Below are 18,530 nucleotides of genomic sequence, written 5' to 3' on the forward strand. Positions count from 1 at the left end.
CCCTGGCCATTATGCCAATCCGCGGCTATTTGGCCGTTGGCGGTTACCGGAATCGCGGCACAGGTCTACCATGGCGCCCCGGCAGTGGTTTCACGCGCTCCCGGCTTCCAGCCGAAAAGGTAACGCTCATGACCCTGTTCAAGTTTTTACCCATCACACTGCTTGCCCTGTCGCCTCTGCCTGAGGAGGTTTTATGAGCATCGAGCAGATCAGCCTGCCCAAAGGTGTCGGTCCCCAGGCCATGAAACTGTGGGATGCCATTACCCAGGCCGGATCGGCCGCTGAACTGAACCGCGCGGGTGGCAAGGCCGAAGGTTTTGTCCTCGGGCTGGAAAGCGCCAAGGCCATCAAGAGCCAGGTCGCCGAGTCGCTGTACGTGGCCTTCGATGATGCCGCCAGCCAGCGCAGTGCTGAACTGGCCGGTTGAGCGTTCTCAGCCGCCGAAAGTGAAGGTGCCCAGCATGAGCTTCGCGGCCAGCGAGGTGGCGGCCAGTTGCACCAGCCACAGCGCCAGGCCGCCGAGAAATACCCCCAGGGCAATTTGCAGGACCAGGTTCCTTTCGCGTTTCTGTGGGCGGGGGAAGTGGTCCAGTTCGTCGCGGTCGGCTCGCAGGTCGTCGTGTCTCATGGGGTGTTCTCGATAGGGAAGCGATAGGGAAGAAGGCAAGCTGGATTCAGTCTAGTGGGCATCGGCCTGGCGAGGGCGGCCCACAAAAAAGGGGGAAGCCCTCAGGCTTCCCCCCTTTTCACTCACCGCGCGTGGCTCAGATCACCTGGATGATGGCCTTGGTCACAACGTCGATGTTGTTCTGGTTCAGCGCGGCCACGCAGATGCGGCCGGTGTCCAGGGCGTAGATGCCGAACTCGTTGCGCAGGCGCGTCACTTGATCGACGGTCAGGCCGGAGTAGGAGAACATGCCACGCTGACGGGCCACGAAGCTGAAGTCGCGCTGTGGCGCGCCCTTGGCCAGCAGGTCGACCATCTGCAGGCGCATGCCGCGGATCCGCAGGCGCATTTCGGCCAGTTCGGCTTCCCACTGGGCGCGCAGTTCCGGGCTGTTGAGCACGGCGGCGACGATGCTTGCACCATGGGTCGGCGGGTTGGAGTAGTTGGTGCGGATCACGCGTTTGACCTGCGACAGCACGCGCGCGCTTTCTTCTTTCGACTCGCTGACGATCGACAGGGCGCCAACGCGCTCGCCGTACAGCGAGAACGACTTGGAGAACGAGCTGGAGACGAAGAAGGTCAGGCCCGATTCGGCGAACAGGCGCACGGCGGCGGCGTCTTCGGCGATGCCGTCACCGAAGCCCTGGTAGGCCATGTCGAGGAACGGCACCAGGTTTTTCGCCTTGATCACCTGCAGTACGTTTTTCCAGTCTTCCGGGCTCAGGTCGACGCCGGTCGGGTTGTGGCAGCAGGCGTGCAGGACCACGATCGACTGGGCTGGCAGGGCATTCAGGTCTTCCAGCAGGCCGACGCGGTTCACGTCGTGGGTGGCGGCGTCGTAATAACGGTAGTTCTGCACCGGGAAGCCGGCGGTTTCGAACAGCGCGCGGTGGTTTTCCCAGCTTGGGTCGCTGATGGCCACGACCGCGTCAGGTAGCAGTTGCTTGAGGAAGTCGGCACCGATCTTCAGCGCGCCGGTACCGCCGACGGCCTGGGTGGTAACCACGCGACCGGCGGCCAGCAGCGGCGAGTCGTTGCCGAACAGCAGCTTCTGCACGGCCTGGTCGTAGGCGGCGATACCGTCGATCGGCAGGTAGCCACGGGAGGCATGTTGAGCGGCGCGGATCGTCTCGGCTTCGACAACGGCGCGCAGGAGTGGAATTCGCCCCTCCTCGTTGCAGTAAACACCGACCCCCAGGTTGACCTTGTTGGTACGGGTATCGGCGTTGAATGCTTCGTTGAGGCCCAGGATAGGATCGCGTGGTGCCATTTCGACAGCGGAGAACAGGCTCATTATTACGGCGGCTCTGAATGGAGTGTGGAGGGACGTGTCGCGCTCCAGCCGAATGCACTAGAGCGGTGCACAAACGGGGAGCTAGTATAGAGGCACATCACTGCGCGCGGCGACAGCTGAAAGGGCTTTTCCGGCAAGTTTTTCGGTTTATTTTTCGACCGTTAGTCTTATTGCAACGTCAAAGTCGTACAGGGTCCTGGGACCTTTGCCTTGAAAGCTGTGGAATTTGCCTCCACATCCAGCACAATCCAGTATTTTCCCGGCGACGCTCGTCGTTTGTGGTCTTTCTCGTTCCTGTGCGGCGGCGTCGTGCTGGAGTGAACCCAGAGGTACGTTATGTCTGAATTCCAGCTAGTCACCCGCTTCCAGCCCGCCGGCGACCAGCCGGAAGCCATCCGCCTGATGGTCGAGGGTATCGAGGCCGGGCTGGCGCACCAGACGCTGCTCGGTGTGACCGGCTCGGGCAAGACCTTCAGCATCGCCAACGTGATCGCCCAGGTACAGCGTCCGACCCTGGTGCTGGCGCCGAACAAGACCCTGGCCGCGCAGTTGTACGGCGAGTTCAAGGCGTTCTTCCCGAACAACGCGGTGGAGTACTTCGTTTCCTACTACGACTACTACCAGCCGGAAGCCTATGTACCTTCGTCCGACACCTTTATCGAGAAAGATGCCTCGATCAACGACCATATCGAGCAGATGCGCCTGTCGGCGACCAAGGCGCTGCTGGAGCGCAAGGACGCGATCATCGTCACCACGGTGTCGTGCATCTACGGCCTGGGCAGCCCGGAAACCTATTTGAAGATGGTGTTGCACGTCGATCGCGGCGACAAGCTCGACCAGCGCGCCTTGCTGCGCCGCCTGGCCGACCTGCAGTACACCCGCAACGACATGGATTTTGCCCGCGCCACCTTCCGCGTGCGCGGCGACGTGATCGATATCTACCCGGCGGAATCCGACCTGGAAGCGATCCGCATCGAGCTGTTCGATGACGAGGTGGAAAGCATCTCCGCCTTCGACCCGCTGACCGGCGAAGTGATCCGCAAGCTGCCGCGTTTCACCTTCTACCCCAAGAGCCACTACGTGACGCCGCGGGAAACCCTGCTGGATGCCATCGAGGGGATCAAGGTCGAGTTGCAGGAGCGCCTGGAATACCTGCGCAGCAACAACAAGCTGGTGGAAGCCCAGCGCCTGGAGCAGCGCACCCGTTTCGACCTGGAGATGATCCTCGAGCTGGGCTACTGCAACGGCATCGAAAACTACTCGCGCTACCTGTCCGGGCGGCCTGCCGGGGCGGCGCCGCCAACCCTGTATGACTATTTGCCGGCGGACGCCTTGCTGGTGATCGACGAGTCCCACGTCAGCGTGCCGCAGGTCGGCGCCATGTACAAAGGCGACCGTTCGCGCAAGGAAACCCTGGTGGAATACGGTTTCCGCCTGCCCTCGGCGCTGGACAACCGACCGATGCGCTTTGACGAGTGGGAAGGGGTCAGCCCGCAGACCATCTTCGTCTCGGCCACGCCGGGCAACTATGAAGCCGAGCATGCCGGCCGCGTGGTCGAGCAGGTGGTGCGCCCGACCGGCCTGGTCGACCCGCAGGTGGAAGTGCGCCCGGCGCTGACCCAGGTCGATGACCTGCTGTCGGAAATCACCAAGCGCGTGGCCGTGGAAGAGCGGGTCCTGGTGACCACCCTGACCAAGCGCATGGCCGAGGACCTGACCGATTACCTCGCCGATCACGGTGTGCGCGTGCGTTATCTGCACTCGGACATCGACACCGTGGAGCGGGTCGAGATCATCCGCGACCTGCGCCTGGGCACCTTCGATGTGCTGGTGGGGATCAACCTGCTGCGCGAAGGCCTGGACATGCCGGAAGTGTCGCTGGTGGCGATTCTCGATGCGGACAAGGAAGGTTTCCTGCGCTCCGAGCGCTCGCTGATCCAGACCATTGGCCGTGCCGCGCGTAACCTCAACGGCCGGGCGATTCTCTACGCCGACCGCATCACCGGTTCCATGGAGCGGGCGATCGGCGAGACCGAGCGCCGTCGCGACAAGCAGATCGCCTTCAACCTGGCCAATGGCATCACCCCCAAAGGCGTGTTCAAGGACGTCGCCGACATCATGGAAGGCGCCACCGTGCCCGGTTCGCGCAGCAAGAAGCGCAAAGGCATGGCCAAGGCCGCCGAGGAAAATGCCCGCTACGAAAACGAACTGCGCTCGCCCAGCGAGATCACCAAGCGCATTCGCCAGCTCGAAGAGAAGATGTACCAGTTGGCTCGCGACCTGGAGTTCGAAGCCGCGGCGCAAATGCGCGACGAAATCGGCAAGCTGCGTGAGCGTTTGCTGACGGTTTGAGCCTCACCTGTAGCCGCTGCCGCAGGCTGCGATCGGCCGGTACGGCCGTGGCGGCATCACTACCGCTGAAGGTCCTTCGGACCTATCGCGGCCTGCGGCAGCGGCTACAACGGTTACCCTGGCAAGTCAGTGCGCTTCCCCGGCCTTGATCCCGGCCGGCAGCGCCTTGGTCAGCAGAATCGCCAGCATGCTGACACCCAGGGCGATCCCGACAAAATGGAAGGCGTCGTTGTAGGCCATGATCAGCGCCTGCTGGTGGGTGATTTCGCTGAGCTTGCCGAGGGCGGCGGTATCGCTGCCGAACTTCTCGGCCAGGGTCGCCAGGCGTTCGGCCACTTGCGGGTTGCTCGGCACTATGGATTCGCGCAGGTAGTCGAAGTAAGTCTTGGTCCGCGCATCGAGCAGGGTCGCGAGCAGGGCGATGCCGATCGCGCCGCCGAGGTTGCGCAGGATGTTGAACAGGCTGGAGGCCGAGCCGGCGTCCTGCGGCAGGATGTAGGCGGTGGCGATCAAAGAAATGGTGACCATGATCAACGGCTGCCCCAGGGCGCGGATGATCTGGATCTGGTTGAACTGCGGCCCGGCGAAGTCCGGGTTGAGCACCCCCGAAGAAAAACTCGCCAGGCCGAACAAGCCAAAGCCCAGGGTGCATAGCCATTTGGGCGAGATGAACTGCATCAGCTTCGGCACCAGCGGAATCAGGAACAGCTGCGGCACCCCCATCCACATGATCACTTCGCCGATCTGCAAGGCGTTGTAGTTCTGGATCTGCGCCAGGTACAGCGGCAACAGATAGATGGAGCCATACAGACCGACGCCCATGCCCAGGCTGGAAATGCTCGACAGGCCGAAGTTGCGGTTGCGCAGGATGCCCAGGTTGATCAGCGGGTTGGGCTTGGACACCTGGACAATGACAAAGGTGATCAGGCTCAGCAGGGCGATGCTGCCCAGGCTGACGATCAGGTTCGATTCCAGCCAGTCCTTGCGGTGACCTTCCTCGAGAAACACCTGCAGGCAACCGAGGCCGACACCCAGGGTGAGAATGCCGGCGTAGTCGGTGCTTTTCAGCAGCTCCCAATGGGCTTCCTTCTTCTCCAGGCCATAGAGCAGGCCGGCGATCATGATCAGGCCGGGCGGGATGTTGATATAGAAGATGTATTCCCAGCCCCAGTGCTCCGTGAGCCAGCCACCCAGGGTCGGGCCGATGGACGGGGCGAAGGTGGCGGTCATGGCGAACATGGCCATGCCCTTGGCGCGATGGTGCTCGGGGAGCTTGATCAGGGTCAGGGTGAACGCCAGCGGGATCAGCGCACCGCCGGTAAAGCCCTGCAGGGCGCGGAACACGATCATGCTTTCCAGGCTCCAGGCCATGGAGCAGAGCAGGGAGGCGATCAGGAATCCCGCCGACACCCAGACCGCCAGGCGCCGCGCCGACAGCAGCTGCACCAGCCAGGCGGTGAGGGGGATCATGATGATCTCCGCCACCAGGTAGGAAGTGGAGATCCACGAGCCTTCTTCGAGGGTTGCCGACAGCGCGCCCTGGATGTCCTTGAGCGAGGCGTTGGTGATCTGGATGTCCAGCACTGCCATGAAGGCGCCGAGCATCACGCTCATCACCGCGATCCAGTCGCGCCGGGTCGGTTCGCCGACCGGGCGTAACAGTTGGTCACCGGCCATCGTTCGAGGGTTCTGGGTTCAGGGGCTGGATATTCACTTTGACAGTAACTGACATGCCCGGGCGGATCTTGCCGTGCAGTGGGTTGTCGGCGGCAAAGGTCAGTTTCACCGGAATGCGCTGCACCACCTTGGTGAAGTTGCCGGTAGCATTGTCCGGCGGCAGCAGGCTGAACTGCGCGCCCGAGGCGGCGAACAGGCTGTCGACGCGGGCTTCGATCGGCGTGTCGCCGTAGGCGTCGAACAGCAGCTCGGCCTTTTGTCCCGGCTGCATGTGGCCGATCTGGGTTTCCTTGAAGTTGGCCTGAACCCAGATGTCCTGGTCCGGCACGATCGACAGCAGATAGGCCCCAGCCTGCACGTACTGGCCGTTACGCGCCGCGCGCTGGCCGATCAGGCCGCTGATGGGGGCGTGGATTTCGCTGCGGGTCAGGTTCAGCTCGGCCTGGGCCAGGTCGGTGCGGGCATTGGCGATCTGCGCGTCGAGGCGCTTGATCTCGGCGCTCAGGGCATTGACCTGCTGGCGCTGGCCTTGCAGGTCGGCCTGGGCCTTGGCCACTTGCGAGCGGGCGATATGGTTGTCGGCGGACAGGGTGGTGACCCGCTCTTCCGAGACATAACCCGGCTTGCGTAGGGTTTGCGCGCGGGACAGGTCGATCTGCGAGCGCCCGAGGCTGGCCTGGCTGGAGGCCACCTGGGCCTCGCCGGCGGCGATCAGGCTGGCCTGTTGCGTGAGTCTGCTCTGGGCTTGCAGGCGTTCGGCCTCGCGGGTGGCCAGGGTGGCGTTGGCGCGATCCACGGCGAGGTGGAAATCATCGCCTTCGAGCCTGATCAGCAGCTGGCCTTTTTCGACGTGCTGGTTGTCCTGCACCAGCACCTCGTCGATACGCGCGCCAAGCTGGCTGGAAACGCGGGTGATTTCACCCTGGACATAGGCGTTATCGGTGCTTTTATAAAAGCGTCCATGGAAAAACCACTGCGCCAGAAAGCCCAGGGCAATCAGCAGGACCAGGAACAGGAAAATAAACAGGCGACGCTTGAGTTGAACTGGCATGGGGCGGCAGGCTGCGGTCAGGTAAATGTAAGGAAATTTGTCAGGGGGCGAATCTGGCATACGGCCGACCAGTGGTAAATGCCACGGGCAGATAATCGGCGGTTCGGCGGCCCGGGCGACTCGAGTAGCCTCAACCTTGGCTTAAATGCCCTGCTCACTGGAGCGGGGCCGGCATCGCCTGTTACCATTCGCCTCTTGTTTGATCTTCGCTTTTCATATTCTTTCCGAGACATGCCATGACCACCGTCCGCACGCGCATCGCGCCATCGCCTACCGGGGATCCCCACGTAGGTACCGCTTACATCGCCTTGTTCAACTACTGCTTCGCCAAGCAGCATGGCGGTGAGTTCATCCTGCGCATCGAAGACACCGATCAACTGCGTTCGACCCGCGAGTCCGAGCAGCAGATTTTCGACGCCTTGCGCTGGTTGGGCATCAACTGGAGCGAAGGCCCGGACGTGGGCGGCCCGCACGGCCCTTACCGGCAGAGCGAACGTAGCGAGATCTACCAGAAGTACACCCAGCAGTTGGTCGACATGGGCCATGCCTTCCCGTGCTTCTGCACCGCCGAAGAACTGGACCAGATGCGCGCCGAGCAGATGGCCCGTGGCGAGACGCCGCGCTACGACGGTCGCGCGCTGCTGCTGTCCAAGGAAGAGGTCGCGCGGCGCCTGGCCGCTGGCGAGCCGCACGTGATCCGCATGAAGGTGCCGAGCGAAGGCGTCTGCGTGGTGCCGGACATGCTGCGTGGCGATGTCGAGATCCCGTGGGATCGCATGGACATGCAAGTGCTGATGAAGACCGACGGCCTGCCGACCTACTTCCTGGCCAACGTGGTCGACGACCACTTGATGGGCATCACCCACGTATTGCGTGGCGAAGAATGGCTGCCTTCGGCGCCGAAACTGATTCTGCTCTACGAGTATTTCGGCTGGGAGCAGCCGCAGCTGTGCTACATGCCGCTGCTGCGCAACCCGGACAAGAGCAAGCTGTCCAAGCGCAAGAACCCGACCTCCGTGACCTTCTACGAGCGCATGGGCTTCATGCCGGAAGCCATGCTCAATTACCTGGGCCGCATGGGCTGGTCGATGCCGGACGAGCGCGAGAAGTTCTCGCTGCAGGAAATGGTCGACAACTTCGACCTGTCGCGGGTCTCCCTGGGTGGGCCGATTTTCGATATCGAGAAACTGTCGTGGCTCAATGGCCAGTGGTTGCGCGACCTGCCGGTGGAAGAGTTCGCCAGCCGCGTGCAGACCTGGGCGCTGAACCCCGAATACCTGATGAAGATCGCGCCGCACGTGCAAGGCCGGGTGGAAACCTTCAGCCAGATCGCGCCGTTGGCCGGGTTCTTCTTCGCCGGTGGCGTGACCCCGGATGCCAAGCTGTTCGAATCGAAGAAGCTTTCGGGCGATCAGGTGCGGCAGTTGATGCAACTGATCCTGTGGAAGCTGGAAAGCCTGCGCCAGTGGGAAAAGGACAGCATCACCGCGACCATCCAGGCCGTGGTCGAATCCCTGGAGCTGAAGCTGCGCGATGCCATGCCGCTGATGTTTGCTGCGATCACCGGTCAGGCCAGCTCGGTCTCGGTGCTCGATGCCATGGAAATTCTGGGCCCGGACCTGACCCGTTTCCGCCTGCGTCAGGCCATCGACCTGCTGGGTGGCGTGTCGAAGAAAGAAAACAAAGAGTGGGAAAAGCTGCTGGGCGCGATCGCCTGATTCAGCCTGCTGATTCGCGGGAGCCGGCATGCTGGCTCCCGCGGACCTGCGCAAGAAGTAAGATCGCGACCGTTGGTGGAGGGCACAACGGTCGGCAAAAGCCCCGGATTTACGGGGGAGGGCGGTAAGTGATTGTTATGCCGGCAAATTTTTTTAAAAAAAGCTGAAAAAAAATTTGACAGCCTTCCGATACGCCCTTAAGATTCGCCCCGTCCTCACCGACGAGGGGCTATAGCTCAGCTGGGAGAGCGCTTGCATGGCATGCAAGAGGTCGACGGTTCGATCCCGTCTAGCTCCACCAATTTACAGTTCAAGGTCTGGCCACACCGGCCTTGAATCGATCAGTTCTCAGCGCTGATCAGTTGTTAGAAGGGTTTGCGTCCCCTTCGTCTAGTGGCCTAGGACACCGCCCTTTCACGGCGGTAACAGGGGTTCGAGTCCCCTAGGGGACGCCAGTTTTACAGAAGCGATGTTGCAAGATGTCGCTCCGCCGCGAGGCGAAAAATCTGGGGCTATAGCTCAGCTGGGAGAGCGCTTGCATGGCATGCAAGAGGTCGACGGTTCGATCCCGTCTAGCTCCACCAATTTTACAGTTCAAGGTCTGGCCACACCGGCCTTGAATCGATCAGCTCTCAGCACTGATCAGTTGTATAGAAGGGTTTGTGTCCCCTTCGTCTAGTGGCCTAGGACACCGCCCTTTCACGGCGGTAACAGGGGTTCGAGTCCCCTAGGGGACGCCACGTTTACCCGCTCTGCGGGATTTATAAGGGTCATTCAATTATTGAATGGCCCTTTTGTTTGTCTGGCGTTTGGCCAATTCTCCCTTTCTCCCCACACTGTTCTCCTGACCGACGGTCACACTAACGACTTGCGAAAATTTATTATGGGAATAATATTTTGATCGTAATATTCGGAGGCAACGATGAACGATAAAAAAGCTCAAACCCGCGAGCGCATTCTCCAGGCCGCCAGCACCGCGCTGGTGCAGCGTGGCCCGGCCGAGCCGAGCGTGGGCGAAGTGATGGGTGCCGCGGGCCTGACGGTCGGTGGCTTCTACGCGCATTTTGAAAGCAAGGACGCCCTGATGCTGGAAGCGTTCAGTCAATTGCTGGCCCAGCGCCGGGGCCTGATCGCCGATATGGACGCATCGTTGACCGGCGAGGAGCGGCGAGCGCTGGTGGCGGCGTTCTATCTGTCGCGCAAGCACCGCGACTCCACCGAGCAGGCCTGCCCGATCCCCGCGTCGGTCGGTGAAATGGGGCGCTTGCCGGACGATTTCCGCAAAGTCCTAAATGAACACATCGAGCTGATGCTGGCTCAGTTGGCGACCACCCCCGAAGACACCGACAAGGCCCTGGCCGATCTGGCCCTGATGGTGGGCGGCTTGTCCCTGGCCCGGGCGCTGGGAGCCGGTGAGCTGTCGGACCGTTTACTGCGCGCTGCCAAGTCGGCGGTGCTATGACCTGAGGCGCTGGCCTGAGGAGAGAAGCGATGAGCACGTTAAGTTGGGTTCGTGGCGTTAACGGCACCTTGGGCTGGGTTGCACCGAAGCTGGTCGCCAGCAAGATGCGGCTGGCCTTCATGACGCCGCGCGAGCGGCTGCCGCGTGACTGGGAGTTGCCGCTGCTGGCGCGTTCGGAGCGTATCACCCTGCGCTTCGGGCTCTCGGCATTGCGCTGGGGCCAGGGGCCGGCGGTGCTGCTGATGCATGGCTGGGAAGGCCGCCCCACGCAGTTCGCCAGCCTGATCGATGCGCTGGTGGACGCCGGCTACAGCGTCGTGGCGCTGGACGGTCCCGCCCACGGGCGTTCTCCCGGTCGCGAGGCCAATGTGATGCTGTTTGCCCGGGCCATGCTCGAAGCCGCCGCGGAGTTGCCGCCGCTGCGCGCGGTCATCGGCCACTCCATGGGTGGCGCCAGCGCCATGCTGGCGGTGCAGCTGGGCTTGCGTACCGAGACCCTGGTCAGCATCGCCGCCCCGGCGCGGATACTCGGCGTGTTACGCGGCTTCGCCCGCTATGTGCGCCTGCCGCCCAAGGCACGCTCGGCCTTTATCCGCCAGGTGGAGCAGGATGTCGGCATGCGCGCCGCGGCCCTGGATGTCGCGCACTACCAGCTGGATATGCCCGGGCTGATCGTGCATGCCGAAGACGATTGCTTTGTCCCGGTCAAGGAGTCCGAACTGATCCACGACGCCTGGTTCGACAGTCGCTTGTTGCGCCTGAAGGAAGGCGGGCATCAGCGCGTATTGGCCGATCCGCGGCTGATCGAGGGTGTGCTGACGCTGTTGGCCGGCCGCAGCCTGCAAGCGCGCCAATCCGCCTGAGCAATCCGTTACACTGCCCCGGTCGAATAATCTGACCGGGAGTGGGGCATGGGCTGGGATCTGGCAACGCCGTTTATCATCGATCTGCAGGTAGGCGCCGAAGACATCGACGGCTTGGGGCACGCCAACAACGCGGTGTACGTCACTTGGCTGGAGCGTTGCGCCTGGCGTCATTCCCAGCGCCTGGGCCTGGACCTGAGCGAATACCGCCGCCTGGATCGGGCCATGGCGGTGGTACGCCACGAGATCGACTACCTGGCGGCGGCCTATGAAGGCGACGAGCTGCAGCTGGCGACCTGGATCGTCGACTGGGACCAGCGCCTGAAGATGTCGCGGCGTTTCCAGCTGGTGCGTCCGAGCGACGGCAGCACCTTACTGCGGGCCCAGACCACCTTTGTCTGCATCGAGCTGTCCAGCGGCAAGCCCAAGCGCATGCCGGCGGAGTTTCTCGAGGGTTATGGGCCGGCGTTGCAAGGGGCGAGCTGAGCTGGCCCGCGACCATCCACCCGTTGAAATACCTGCTTCCCAGCGAAACCCAGTAAACTGCCGCACGTTTTTTTATCGCGTTTTACGTTGAGTGTGATTCATGCAAATTGCTTTGGCGCCCATGGAAGGGTTGGTCGATGACATCCTGCGGGATGTGCTGACCCGGGTCGGTGGTATCGACTGGTGCGTGACCGAGTTCATCCGGGTCAACGACCAGTTGCTCACACCGGCCTATTTCCACAAGTTCGGCCCCGAGTTGTTGAACGGCGCCCGGACCGCGTCCGGCGTGCCGCTGCGGGTGCAACTGCTGGGTTCCGATCCGGTATGCCTGGCGGAAAACGCCGCCCTGGCCTGTGAGCTCGGCTCCGAAGTCATCGACCTGAACTTCGGCTGTCCGGCCAAGACCGTCAACAAATCCCGTGGCGGTGCGGTGCTGCTCAAGGAGCCGGAACTGCTCAACCAGATCGTCGAGCAGGTGCGGCGTGCCGTGCCTGCGCACATCCCGGTGACCGCCAAGATGCGCCTCGGCTTCGACAGCCCGGATGGCTCGCTGGTGTGCGCCACGGCGCTGGCCGAAGGCGGCGCGGAACATATCGTGGTGCATGCACGGACCAAGGTCGACGGCTACAAGCCGCCGGCGCACTGGGAGTGGATTCCGCGAGTGCAGGACGTGGTCAAGGTGCCGGTGTTCGCCAACGGCGATATCTGGAGTGTCGAAGACTGGCGCCGTTGCCGCGAAATCAGCGGGGTGGAAGACATCATGCTCGGCCGTGGCCTGGTGTCGCGTCCGGATCTGGCCCGGCAAATCGCCGCCGCGCGGGTCGGGGAAGAGGTGGTCGAGATGACCTGGGCCGAGCTGATGCCGCTGATCCAGGACTTCTGGCTGCAAGCCAAGGCGCAGATGACGGCTCGCCAATCGCCGGGTCGCCTGAAGCAGTGGTTGGCGATGCTGACCCGCAATTATCCCGAGGCGGTGGCGCTGTTCACCGTCCTGCGTCGCGAAACCGAGCCGGATCAAGTCTCGCGTTTGCTGGGCTTGCCGGTGGCCGAGGCGGCCTGAAAAAAATCTGCGAAAAGTCTCTTGAAATGCAATTGGCGGTCCCTATCTAAGGGTTACGCGATGCCGAATTCGGGTCGCGGAGACAAAAAAACTTGCTGATTGTTTTCAGGAGATTTGAACCATGAGTACTGCATTTTCCCTCGCGCCACTGTTCCGTTCCTCGGTGGGTTTCGACCGTTTCAACGACCTGTTCGAAACCGCCCTGCGCAATGAGCCAGGCAGCACCTATCCGCCCTACAACGTCGAAAAGCACGGCGACGACCAATACCGCATCGTCGTGGCCGCCGCCGGGTTCCAGGAAGAAGACCTGGAGCTGCAAGTCGAGAAGGGCGTGCTGACCATCAGTGGCGGCAAGCGTGACGCGAACGAAGGCGTCACCTTCCTGCACCAGGGCATCGCCCAGCGTGCGTTCAAGCTGTCCTTCCGCCTGGCCGATCACATCGAGATCAAGGCCGCCGGCCTGAGCAACGGTCTGTTGAGCATCGACCTGCTGCGAGTGATCCCGGAAGAGGCGAAAGCCAAGCGCATCCCAATCAACGGGACGCAGCAAGCGGCTCTGCAGCATTGATCCATGCGCAGCAATGCAGGCGCTTGATCGAGCGCTGAGTCGCCAAATGAAGGCCCCGACTTGTCGGGGCCTTTTTTATGCCCGGCAGAATCATCGTTCACCTTTGCTGCCCGCGATGGTTTCTCTACAATCCGCCGCAGTTTTGCCGACCCCCCTCCTTACCGGTCGGCCTGGAGCCTTTTTCATGGACGAGATACACCAGCGCTGGCTGTGGAGCCTCTCTGCGCCGATGGTTGCGCTCAACCCTCGCGCCGAATACGACAACCCCGCGTTCTACCCCAGCCCGGAATCCATCGACCTGCAAGGCAGTTGGGGCATCGGTGACCGACGGCAGTTGCTGGACATGCTGGAAAAGATGACTGACCACGGTCACGCCGCCCGCCTCGACGACGCCTATCGCGCGTGGCAGCGCTGCCTGCCGAGCGAGTGGCAGGCCCTGCTCGAGACCCTCGAGCCCCGTGAACGCATCCTGCATGAGTTCGCCAGCCGTACCTTTGGTGCTTGCGGCCCGGGCGGGATCCTGGCCTGGGATTACGGGCGCATGGGTTTTCTCTTGCGTTGCGGCGTGCGCAACCAGTGGATCGATCTGGCCGAGAGCCTGTGGCTGCACGGCCGGCTGGCGGTCAGGGCGCAATACCACTACGGCAGCTGGTTCGCCTATTTCAATGGCTTCCTGGCTGGCCGCGCGTTCTGGGGTTGCCTGGGCAATAGCGACGACGAATTGGCTTACGAGCTGGATCGACAGGGGGAGAACCCCAACAGCCTGATGATCGCCCAGGGGCTTGCGCAAAACATGGCGGACTGCCTGGCGGACTTGCCCTGGCACCTGGATCTCGATTTGCCGCAACGTCCGGCGTCGCTTGAGGAGTTCGACTGGTCATGAGTTGCTGGATAAAGCTGGGTATCGACCCTACCACCGATGAAACGCTGATTCGCAATGCCTATCGTGCCCGTCTGCCGGAGCATCACCCGGAGACCGATCCCGAAGGGTTCCAGGCACTGCGCCAGGCCTATGAGAGTGCCCTGCGGCTGGTGCGTGACAAGGAGCAGGAACTTGAAGCGGCGCAGGAGAGCGAGCCTGAGCCTGCGCAGGCCATCCTCGATTTTGATGCGCTGCTGAGTGATCCGGCGCGACGCTTCAATCCTGAGGCCTGGCAAGCCTTTATCAAGACCCTGGATCAACTGCCGCTCGGCATGCTCGATGACCTGCGCTGGGAGTTGTTCGGGCGGACGGCCAATGCCGGACCGCTGTCCCATCGTTGCGCGGGCCTGCTGGCCCAGCGCATGGGCTGGGAGCATCAGGTGCTGGAGCTGGGGTTCGATCAGGCCCGGCATGTCGAGGACTATCTGGAGCGGATCAAGACCCCGGATCCATTCGATACGGCGCTGATGGGGAATTGGTCGGAACCGGCACAGACCGAAAGCCTGTGGTACGCGCGCAGTCTCGACTTCATCTTCGACCGGCGACCGCTCCACGAGTACGAAGGCTTCGCCAGCCAACACACCTGCCTGCCGTTGCCGAACGATGCGCTCTTCATCAAGCGCTTGCTGGTGCAATTCACCCAGGCCGGCATCGGTGGCCAGGGGCTGTTGCAGCTGTGCATCGAGCAGCAGCGCGAAGCACCGGATGATATGGACTGGCTTTACCTGCTGGCGTGCCAGAACAGCCTGCTGGGGCTGGACGATCAGGCGTTGCCTTGCTGGGTCCGGCTTTGGCAGGAGCATCGTCATCCCAAGGCCGAGAGCCAATTGCTGGCGTTGTGCGCCAAACGTCAGCCGGACTTTTTGCCGCTGCTGATCCAGGCGTTTGATCGTCTGGAGAACTTCAGCGGCTGGTCCACCGATCTCGCCCATGTCACTCAGGAATACGGCAGCCCTTCACAACGTCCCGAGACGCTGATCCGCTGGCTCGGCGTTGGCCGGCTCGAGCTGCAGGGATTGGCGCAGGCCTTTATCGACTGGCGAATGACCGGCGACGAGTTGCCCTTGCTGGCGCAGTTGCTGGGCCAGAACACCGACACCCGGTTGTTGCGCCTGTACCGGCATGCCTGGGCCTTGCACCGTGGCGCAGCAGATCTGTTGCAACAGGTGCTGGACGAACCGCAGCCACTGGATGCCCTCGAAGGCCTGGTGCTGAGCGGGTTCAAGGACCAGGCCGGGCAGCACTTGCGCTGGTTGAGCCAGGCGCCGATTCCGTTGGCGATGAATGCCTTCATTGATGAGGGCGCGGCTTCGGTAGAACTGGCCGGTGCGCTGACAACCGGTGAGCCGCATAAGATCTGCCGTGTGTGGCTGCGCCGATTGCGCCCTTACGGTCACGCTGCCCTGGAGCGTATCGCCGAGTCTTTCGAATTGAACGATACGGATGCCGCTAGCGATTTGTCGGAACTGAACCTGCTGCTGCAACTGAGCCAGCATGGCGTAGTGTTGCCGCCGCCAGGGGCGGGAGAGGCGGTCTGGCACTGGTACGCCCATACGCTGTTCCTGATGGCCTTGCTGCAGCAGCCGGAACGCTGGTGGCAATTGATCGACTCGCGGTGTCTGGAGCGTCTGGCGCTCAATCCGTCCCATCCGCTCAGCCGGCTGCAGCCGCAGCTTGCCCAATTACAGCGCGAACAGGGCGACCTGAGCGCTTTGCTCGGCTGGCTGCAATTGGACGATCCGCTGCATGCCTTGCTCGACCGGCAATTGCTTGGCGTCCAGGAAGCGCTCGACAGTGCGCGGTTGTTGAGCAATGAGCGCTTGTTCGCATGCCTGCGCAGCGACCTGCACGCCTTCGAGGACGATTTGCTCGGGCGCATGCTCTTGAGCGGTGTGCTGTATCACGACCCGGTGATCGATGCGCAGCAGCGTCGATACCTGCTCGATCGGATTACCGAAGTCACCAATCCCCAGGACTGGTTCGACGGCTTCCGCCACGGCTTGATCAAGGGCGAGCCGCCACGGCCGCCACAGCAGACGCTGGTCGAAGACGAAGGGATCGACAGCGAGGCCTTTTACCTGGCCCTCGATGTGCTCAAGGGACTGGTGCGTTACGGCAGTGCCGGTGTGCCTCGGCAGAAAGTGCTGCTGCGCATGCAGCGGGCCAAGGACAATCCGGAACACGGACTCGGCCTGCGGTTTGCCTTCAGTGCGCTGCTGTCCTGGAGCGAGCGTCTGCTGCTGGCCAAGGGCGACAGCCGTCCGACGCCCGCCACGGCTTTCTGGCGTCTGGGCACACGGCTGGGACGCGGGGCGTTTTTCTGGCAGGTGCTGGGCGCTGTGCTGGTCACCCCGCTGGCCGCGTTGTTCAGCGGCACGTCGCTGTCCGCGATCGTTGTGTCATTGCTGGGCAGCCTGTTTTTACTCGGGGTGATTCTGCGCCGCCTGCATGACATGGGGCGTGGTATCCCGACCTTGCTGGTGCTGGGCGGTCTGTCGGTGTTCTTTCCATTTCTGTCGCTGATCCTGTTCGCCTTTCCCGGCGACAAGCTGCCCAACCGCTATGGCGTACCGCCGGACAGCGCGGGTGAAGACGCGCTGCCCGGTGGTTTGCAGGCCTGTTTACGGCGGCTCAACGGCTAGAGACGCAGTTGGTCCAGCGCCTTGTTCAGCTGGGTTCGATGGCTGGCGATTTGCGCTGGTTGCTGGCCGCCGAGCACGGCGGTGAAGGTGCCCAGCCAGTCGGCGATCTGTTCGCGTTCGTCGCCCAGGCTTTGCGCCCACGCCCGTTCCAGGCGTGCCAGCAGGGTGCGGTTGGGCAGGGCCTCGCGGGGGGGGATTTTCAGCGCGGTCAGCCGCTCATGGCTGGCCTGCCGGGATTGCGCATCGAGCCCGGTGGGGCTGCGGTCGATGCTGTGGCTATGGCGTTCGCCGCTGGCCAGCAGGGTGACGTCGACTTCGAGCAGGCCATTGATGTCATAGCTGAAGCGCACGTCCAGGGACTGGATCTGTTCGCTGGGCGTCAGGGGCACGTCGAAGGCGTCGATGAAAATATTGTCCCGTACCCAGGGCCGCTCGCCCTGGTACACCTCGATGCGGATAAACGCCTGATGCGGGTGCGTGGTGTAGAACTGCTGCACCCGTGAGGTCGGGATTACCGTGTTGCGTTCGATGATCGGCGAAAAGGCCCCGCTGACCTGTTCGCCGCGACGGGTGGAAATCCCCAGGGTGTAGGGGCAGACATCAGTCAGGATCAGTTCTTCGATGGCCCCGTCCCGAGCCTTGCAGGCGGCCTGGGTGGCGGCACCCAGCGCGACGATCGTATCCGGGTCGAGATGGCGGTAAGGCAGGCGGCCGAACAGGGTGGCGACCATCTGCTGCACTGCCGGCATCCGGGTGGCGCCACCCACCAGCACCAGGCTGTCGAGGTCGCGAGGCTTGAGACGGGCATCGCGCAGGGCCTGTTCGATGGGCGCGCGCAAGCGGGCCAGCAGCGGCTCCCAGATTTTCAGTGCCAGCGCTTCGTCCAGGGTCCATTCATACGAGGTGTCCCCATGGCGCCAGCTCAGTGACTGAGTGCCTTCGGCGAGTGTGCACTTGAGCTGCTCCAGGGCGTCGCCCAGGCTGGCCATGCCCTGGGCGTCGATCTGCGCCGGGGTGAGTTGCCAGTCCTTGAGGCAGGCCTGCAACAAGGCCTCGGTAAAGTCCTCGCCGCCCAGGAAGTTGTCGCCGGTGGAGGCATGCACCTCAATCAGCGGCAGCGCGTATTCCAGCACCGTGACGTCGAAGGTGCCGCCGCCCAGGTCGAAGATCAGCGTGCGTTCGAACTTCTGTTCGTGCAGCCCGTAGGCCATGGCGGCCGCGGTCGGCTCGTTGATCAGCCGCGACACCGTCAGGCCCGCCAGTTCGGCGGCGAACAGCGTGCGCTTGCGTTGTTCGTCGCTGAAGTAGGCGGGCACCGAAATCACTGCTTCCTGCACCGGATGGCCGAGAAAGGCTTCGGCATCCTGTTTGAGCGAGCCGATCACCAGTGCCGAGAGTTCTTCCGGGCTGAACGGCCGGCCGCCCAGTTCGAGGCGCTTGTCGCTGCCCATGAAGCGCTTGAAGGCCGCGACCGTGCGTTCCGGGTGGGTTGTCAGGCGGGCCCGCGCGGCCTTGCCCACCAGGATGCTGTCGTCTTCATCGAGGCTGACCACCGACGGGGTCAGGACATCGCCGAGGGCGTTGGGGATCAACTGGGCGCGGCCGTCCTGCCAGACGGCGATCAGGCTGTTGGTGGTGCCAAGGTCAATGCCCAGCAGGGCCGGGCGGGGGAGGGTTGCATCCTGCATGATCGATCTCGTGGGCGTCACAAAAAACGCGACCCTACAGGTTGTGCCAAACACTGGCAATTGCTGCCCCGTTGATCTGT

15 protein-coding genes and 4 tRNA genes are annotated in these 18,530 nt (G+C 63.0%); 14 read left to right on the forward strand and 5 right to left on the reverse strand.

Going from position 1 to position 18,530, the window contains the following annotated elements:
• The first annotated feature begins 193 nt into the window (after window positions 1–193).
• Entirely contained in the window at window positions 194–427 is a 234-nt protein-coding gene (locus BM019_RS10570; RefSeq protein ID WP_007923734.1) for a hypothetical protein, read from the forward strand.
• Between the two features lie 6 nt (window positions 428–433).
• Here the strand turns inward: BM019_RS10570 and BM019_RS10575 are convergent, their stop codons facing one another.
• Entirely contained in the window at window positions 434–628 is a 195-nt protein-coding gene (locus tag BM019_RS10575; protein ID WP_062823065.1) for a hypothetical protein, read from the reverse strand.
• Between the two features lie 136 nt (window positions 629–764).
• Window positions 765–1,961, reverse strand: a complete 1,197-nt coding sequence (locus tag BM019_RS10580; RefSeq protein WP_092418207.1) for an amino acid aminotransferase — start codon at window positions 1,959–1,961, stop codon at window positions 765–767.
• 336 nt (window positions 1,962–2,297) lie between these two features.
• Between BM019_RS10580 and uvrB the strand changes: the two genes are divergently transcribed.
• A complete protein-coding gene (gene uvrB, locus BM019_RS10585) occupies window positions 2,298–4,313 on the forward strand; it encodes an excinuclease ABC subunit UvrB (RefSeq protein WP_007923725.1) in 2,016 nt (671 codons plus the stop codon).
• A gap of 126 nt (window positions 4,314–4,439) precedes the next feature.
• Here uvrB and BM019_RS10590 read toward each other — a convergent pair whose 3' ends face one another.
• Window positions 4,440–5,930 carry an MDR family MFS transporter gene (locus BM019_RS10590; RefSeq protein WP_172962986.1) on the reverse strand — a complete coding sequence of 497 codons (1,491 nt, stop codon included), beginning with the start codon at window positions 5,928–5,930 and terminating at the stop codon, window positions 4,440–4,442.
• Window positions 5,931–5,979: 49 nt separating this feature from the next.
• A complete protein-coding gene (locus BM019_RS10595) occupies window positions 5,980–7,041 on the reverse strand; it encodes an HlyD family secretion protein (RefSeq protein ID WP_092418251.1) in 1,062 nt (353 codons plus the stop codon).
• A gap of 236 nt (window positions 7,042–7,277) precedes the next feature.
• Between BM019_RS10595 and gltX the strand changes: the two genes are divergently transcribed.
• The 12 genes from gltX (at window position 7,278) to BM019_RS10655 (ending at window position 16,762) form a co-directional block, all read left to right on the forward strand.
• The gene (gene gltX / locus BM019_RS10600) at window positions 7,278–8,759 is read left to right on the forward strand and encodes a glutamate--tRNA ligase (RefSeq protein ID WP_007922014.1); all 1,482 of its coding nucleotides are present in this window, start codon (window positions 7,278–7,280) and stop codon (window positions 8,757–8,759) included.
• Window positions 8,760–8,984: 225 nt separating this feature from the next.
• Window positions 8,985–9,060, forward strand: a tRNA-Ala gene (locus BM019_RS10605).
• 78 nt (window positions 9,061–9,138) lie between these two features.
• A tRNA-Glu gene (locus BM019_RS10610) sits at window positions 9,139–9,214 on the forward strand.
• A 53-nt stretch (window positions 9,215–9,267) separates the two neighbouring features.
• Window positions 9,268–9,343: transfer RNA gene (locus tag BM019_RS10615), tRNA-Ala, on the forward strand.
• A gap of 80 nt (window positions 9,344–9,423) precedes the next feature.
• Window positions 9,424–9,499 (forward strand) — tRNA-Glu (locus BM019_RS10620).
• A gap of 182 nt (window positions 9,500–9,681) precedes the next feature.
• The gene (locus BM019_RS10625; protein ID WP_007922012.1) at window positions 9,682–10,221 is read left to right on the forward strand and encodes a TetR/AcrR family transcriptional regulator; all 540 of its coding nucleotides are present in this window, start codon (window positions 9,682–9,684) and stop codon (window positions 10,219–10,221) included.
• Window positions 10,222–10,250: 29 nt separating this feature from the next.
• A complete protein-coding gene (locus BM019_RS10630) occupies window positions 10,251–11,084 on the forward strand; it encodes an alpha/beta fold hydrolase (protein WP_009043018.1) in 834 nt (277 codons plus the stop codon).
• A gap of 48 nt (window positions 11,085–11,132) precedes the next feature.
• On the forward strand, window positions 11,133–11,570 hold the full coding sequence (locus BM019_RS10635) for an acyl-CoA thioesterase (RefSeq protein ID WP_009043019.1): 438 nt from the start codon (window positions 11,133–11,135) through the stop codon (window positions 11,568–11,570).
• A 100-nt stretch (window positions 11,571–11,670) separates the two neighbouring features.
• Entirely contained in the window at window positions 11,671–12,630 is a 960-nt protein-coding gene (locus BM019_RS10640) for a tRNA dihydrouridine synthase (RefSeq protein WP_092418208.1), read from the forward strand.
• A gap of 121 nt (window positions 12,631–12,751) precedes the next feature.
• Window positions 12,752–13,198 (forward strand): Hsp20 family protein, encoded by a 447-nt coding sequence (locus BM019_RS10645; protein ID WP_009043021.1) that lies wholly within the window; start codon window positions 12,752–12,754, stop codon window positions 13,196–13,198.
• Window positions 13,199–13,382: 184 nt separating this feature from the next.
• Window positions 13,383–14,081, forward strand: a complete 699-nt coding sequence (locus tag BM019_RS10650) for a DUF1266 domain-containing protein (RefSeq protein ID WP_092418209.1) — start codon at window positions 13,383–13,385, stop codon at window positions 14,079–14,081.
• Window positions 14,078–16,762, forward strand: coding sequence for a DUF805 domain-containing protein (locus BM019_RS10655; RefSeq protein WP_092418210.1), 2,685 nt, complete (start codon window positions 14,078–14,080; stop codon window positions 16,760–16,762). Before BM019_RS10650 ends, BM019_RS10655 begins: the two co-directional genes overlap by 4 nt.
• Here the strand turns inward: BM019_RS10655 and BM019_RS10660 are convergent.
• Complete coding sequence (locus BM019_RS10660) at window positions 16,759–18,450, reverse strand: molecular chaperone HscC (protein WP_092418211.1); 1,692 nt, start codon at window positions 18,448–18,450, stop codon at window positions 16,759–16,761. The two genes, BM019_RS10655 and BM019_RS10660, sit on opposite strands and share 4 nt — an antisense overlap.
• Between the last annotated feature and the right edge of the window lie 80 nt (window positions 18,451–18,530).

The organism is Pseudomonas sp. NFPP07, from assembly GCF_900115645.1.
Taxonomy (GTDB): Bacteria; Pseudomonadota; Gammaproteobacteria; order Pseudomonadales; family Pseudomonadaceae; genus Aquipseudomonas; species Aquipseudomonas chlororaphis.

Bases quoted from the DNA above. Each gene is read 5' to 3' on its own strand.
- BM019_RS10570 (WP_007923734.1), top strand. From the start codon at position 194: ATGAGCATCGAGCAGATCAGCCTGCCCAAAGGTGTCGGTCCCCAGGCC.
- BM019_RS10575 (WP_062823065.1), bottom strand. From the start codon at position 628: ATGAGACACGACGACCTGCGAGCCGACCGCGACGAACTGGACCACTTC.
- BM019_RS10580 (WP_092418207.1), bottom strand. From the start codon at position 1,961: ATGAGCCTGTTCTCCGCTGTCGAAATGGCACCACGCGATCCTATCCTG.
- uvrB (WP_007923725.1), top strand. From the start codon at position 2,298: ATGTCTGAATTCCAGCTAGTCACCCGCTTCCAGCCCGCCGGCGACCAG.
- BM019_RS10595 (WP_092418251.1), bottom strand. From the start codon at position 7,041: ATGCCAGTTCAACTCAAGCGTCGCCTGTTTATTTTCCTGTTCCTGGTC.
- gltX (WP_007922014.1), top strand. From the start codon at position 7,278: ATGACCACCGTCCGCACGCGCATCGCGCCATCGCCTACCGGGGATCCC.
- BM019_RS10625 (WP_007922012.1), top strand. From the start codon at position 9,682: ATGAACGATAAAAAAGCTCAAACCCGCGAGCGCATTCTCCAGGCCGCC.
- BM019_RS10630 (WP_009043018.1), top strand. From the start codon at position 10,251: ATGAGCACGTTAAGTTGGGTTCGTGGCGTTAACGGCACCTTGGGCTGG.
- BM019_RS10635 (WP_009043019.1), top strand. From the start codon at position 11,133: ATGGGCTGGGATCTGGCAACGCCGTTTATCATCGATCTGCAGGTAGGC.
- BM019_RS10640 (WP_092418208.1), top strand. From the start codon at position 11,671: ATGCAAATTGCTTTGGCGCCCATGGAAGGGTTGGTCGATGACATCCTG.
- BM019_RS10645 (WP_009043021.1), top strand. From the start codon at position 12,752: ATGAGTACTGCATTTTCCCTCGCGCCACTGTTCCGTTCCTCGGTGGGT.
- BM019_RS10650 (WP_092418209.1), top strand. From the start codon at position 13,383: ATGGACGAGATACACCAGCGCTGGCTGTGGAGCCTCTCTGCGCCGATG.
- BM019_RS10655 (WP_092418210.1), top strand. From the start codon at position 14,078: ATGAGTTGCTGGATAAAGCTGGGTATCGACCCTACCACCGATGAAACG.
- BM019_RS10660 (WP_092418211.1), bottom strand. From the start codon at position 18,450: ATGCAGGATGCAACCCTCCCCCGCCCGGCCCTGCTGGGCATTGACCTT.